Source organism: Duncaniella sp. (assembly GCF_029056165.1).
GTDB lineage: Bacteria > Bacteroidota > Bacteroidia > Bacteroidales > Muribaculaceae > Duncaniella.
Map to the genome: position 1 here is coordinate 1 of NZ_JAIDBW010000059.1, position 3386 is coordinate 3386.

The 3386-nt window shown below is 42.5% G+C and carries 4 protein-coding genes and 1 pseudogene; 4 read left to right on the top strand and 1 reads right to left on the bottom strand.

Annotated features, from left to right (window positions below):
• Positions 1–476: hypothetical protein (locus K2G41_RS12005; protein WP_300118586.1), on the bottom strand; the 476-nt coding region annotated here is incomplete at its 3' end.
• Between the two features lie 200 nt (positions 477–676).
• Between K2G41_RS12005 and K2G41_RS12010 the strand changes: the two genes are divergently transcribed.
• The 4 genes and pseudogenes from K2G41_RS12010 to K2G41_RS12025 all read left to right on the top strand — a co-directional run.
• Complete coding sequence (locus K2G41_RS12010; protein WP_300118589.1) at positions 677–1075, top strand: lipocalin family protein; 399 nt, start codon at positions 677–679, stop codon at positions 1073–1075.
• Between the two features lie 33 nt (positions 1076–1108).
• Positions 1109–1663, top strand: a complete 555-nt coding sequence (locus K2G41_RS12015) for a hypothetical protein (RefSeq protein WP_300118592.1) — start codon at positions 1109–1111, stop codon at positions 1661–1663.
• A gap of 579 nt (positions 1664–2242) precedes the next feature.
• Positions 2243–2668, top strand: a complete 426-nt coding sequence (locus K2G41_RS12020) for a PcfK-like family protein (protein WP_300118595.1) — start codon at positions 2243–2245, stop codon at positions 2666–2668.
• A 3-nt stretch (positions 2669–2671) separates the two neighbouring features.
• Positions 2672–3386, top strand: a pseudogene (locus K2G41_RS12025) (hypothetical protein); the annotation flags it as partial.

The window sequence follows — 3386 nt, forward strand, 5'->3', positions numbered from 1 at the left end:
AAGTATGGGTGAATGATGACCTCTTTCTCCGAATTGCGACGGAAGCTCTTATAAGTTATCGACAATACTGTTTTATTACATATTGCTGATAAAAGAGTTGAAAAATAATCTTTACCTCTTAAATAGCGACACTCATCAAATCCAACTACTTTTTTCCCATCCACATCGATATTCAAGTACAACTTAAATCGTTCGAAAAATGATTGCATCCATTCCATTTGAGGGGTACCCTCAAACTGAGATAAAATTGCCATACACTGAGAAAGCTGTGCAAGTTCATCATCACTGAACCTGAGTTTGAATATTGACGATTCTGGATCTTTATAGGAATAGGTAACATTGCGTCCAACCTTTCGATCCACAATGATAATTTCAGGGTATGAATTGACGATGTGATCCATATCCTGACGAATAGTATTCAATGCGGTAATCTTCGAGAAACCATGAAACTCTAATTCTCTATTTACCTCATTCATAAGCTCAGATGTAGAGTAACCACCTCGACGGAGACATCTGTCGAGAACCTTATATCTTATGTCGGAACTTTTTGTGTTAGGCATACTATGATTATTTACACTTTGCAAAGATAATATATTTTTATGAAAGGTGCAAATAGAATGAGCCTATTAAGACTAATTTTGCACTCACGAGGATTAAATCCCCCTCGTTTGATATTATGAAAAAGGTATTTTCACTTATGTTGCTACTCGCAACTATCATGGTCTTCCTTCCATCCTGCTCGAAGGATAATGACGAACCCGAAGACATCAAGACTCAGATGATTGGTACATGGGATGCCACATCTGTAAAGTTCAGTGACTCGGATTGGGTTGACATCACGAACTATCCAAGCATGTCGCTTTCTATCACATTCAACAAGGATGGAAGCTACTCAGGACGTGGAGCTCTCGGCAATGGTTCAGGAACCTATACGGTATCAGGCCGAACCATCAAGACCTATGTAGGAGGTGAGCTTTACGGGACTTATTATGTAAATTCAATATCCGGAAACAAGGCTGAACTTAAACTTACAATGGGGTCAACGAGTATGGATATAAGAGCGACTAAAAGATAATTATACAATATCATGAAAAAAATTCTTTTGATCTTGATCGCTACCTTCTCGCTGCTTACTGCTAAGGCGCAAGACAATACTTTCGGAGGATACAGAGGTTTCGCAGGTGTGGGATATACCATTGGTGTCGGCGATTATGACTTTGGGCGTTTTGAAATCAGCACGACACATGGCTATCAGGTAAATCCCTATTTCTTTGTCGGCGGAGGTGTTGGTTTCCACTTCATGTCTTCTTATGAGACAAAAGGAATGGACATTCCACTTGACAAACGTGATGCCAAGGTAAGCATACCAATCTTTGCTGATTTCCGGGGAACATTCTCAAAGAGGAAGTTCGCTCCTTTCGCTGACCTTAAACTTGGCTACTTTGTAACAAACCATGACGGTTTCTATGGAAACGTCAGTGCGGGCTGCCGAATGGCCTTAAAAGGTAAGCAAGGTCTATCCCTATCTATCGGTTACACCTACGAGAAACTGGCATTCCAAACGTTCAGTCGTTTCAACAATTCAACCAGCATGAACTATACACGTTCTCCCCGCAAACTCGATTGTGAAGGAATCTCAATAAAACTCGGCTATGAGTTCTAATTTATAAACATTTAAATCATAAAAATATGGGAATAAAACCAGGGCCTAAGCGGATTGCAAAATCTACAGGCAAGCCAGATCGTCGTCAGCGCGACAACAAGAAAACTCCAGGCAATACTCGTTCTCTAAAACCTCATATTCACAAGAAAGGAGACTGAGAATAGGTAGATAAAATATACCTTATAAACATTTAGTTTGTCAAAATCAAATTCGGCACCAAGGCGGAAGAAAATCCGTTTTGGTGCCGAATTTGATTATAAATTTGTCACATAGAGCCCCCTTCATATCATAGAGCCTCGGCAGGAAGGCGTTTTTCTGTGCGAAGTTACTGCGGACGGGAGGAACGTCAAGTGCCGCTCCGCTTTCCGTCGGCGTCCGCGCCCGTGAGCCTCCACAAATTTTCTCCTACCTCTAAAATTTGGGTATCCCGTTCTTGACTTGTCTCCACACTTGCCTTTTCACTCCTTTTGTCCGCAGTTTTGGCTTGCACGAAAAACGGCCAACCCTGCCGGAGAAGCTCAATCGAGCTTCACGAAAAGGGAAAAGATTAAAACTCAAACATTTCAATATTTCCGAACTATGAAAGGAACTGAGCATTTCAAGGCAGCAATCAAGAACTATCTTGATAAGAGAGCGCAGGAGGACGAACTATTCCGCGCCAAGTACGAAACAACCACTCGCACTATTGACGATGTGGTGACATACATTCTCAATCAGGTAAAGGCATCAGGGTGTTGTGGGTTTGACGATGATGAGATATACTCTCTTGCAGTGCACGTCATAGATGAGCCGACACTTGAAATCGGCAAGCCTATCAACTGCAATGTAGTGGTAAATCATCACATTGAACTGACAGAGGAAGAAAAGTGTCAGCAGAGGGCACTCGCCCTCAAACGCTTCCAAGACGAGGAACTTCGTAAATTGCAGAACCGCAATTCCAAGCCTAAGACAGTTAAACCACAAGAGACCAAGCAACCCGAACTCTCTCTCTTTGATGAATTTTAAGCGATGAAAGCCAAGACTAAATTTGAGAAACAGGTGGTAGCCTCTAATGAGAGGCTGACCGTCATATCACCAAAAGCCATTGAGTGGGGAGTGAGAAATCTAATCAAGCATCCGGCATTCAGAGTGCCGAGTGGTGCTACCACTTGCGGAGACTGCGGTCATAAATTCCGACACGAGGGAAAAGGGATGTATGTAGTATGCCCACATTGTGGTCATCGACTTGAAATCAAGGACACTCTCAAACGGACACTCAAAAAAAGTACTTATTTTGCCGTACTTGATACCATTGACGGCTTGCAGGTTGAAAGGGTATTCTTATTGTCTGTCTTCTTCAAGAAAGGAAAGCCAATTGACATAAGCAATAACGAGGTATGCCGTCTATGGCTCAATGCCAAAGGTCAGACCGCTCTCACATCAAAGGCACGGACTATCGGCTATTATCGTGACTGCTTCAACTGGTGTTCGGATATTGAACTGAGAAATATGTCGGACGTTCACCATATCATAGCAAACACGTGGTACTATCCGAGATATAAGGCAATTCCGGAACTCAGACGAAATGGAATATGTGGCAGTTTACTCGACTACCACCCCTTTGAACTTATGAAGGCACTTTTGACAGATGCGAGGATTGAGACGCTGATGAAAGCCGGAAACTATAAAGCGGTCAGGTATTATCTTGACAATAGGTCTATGCTTGACAAATGCTGGAACTCCC

Excerpts from the sequence above, each read along its gene's own strand:
- K2G41_RS12020 (WP_300118595.1), top strand. The coding sequence starts at position 2,243 with ATGAAAGGAACTGAGCATTTCAAGGCAGCAATCAAGAACTATCTTGAT.
- K2G41_RS12010 (WP_300118589.1), top strand. The coding sequence starts at position 677 with ATGAAAAAGGTATTTTCACTTATGTTGCTACTCGCAACTATCATGGTC.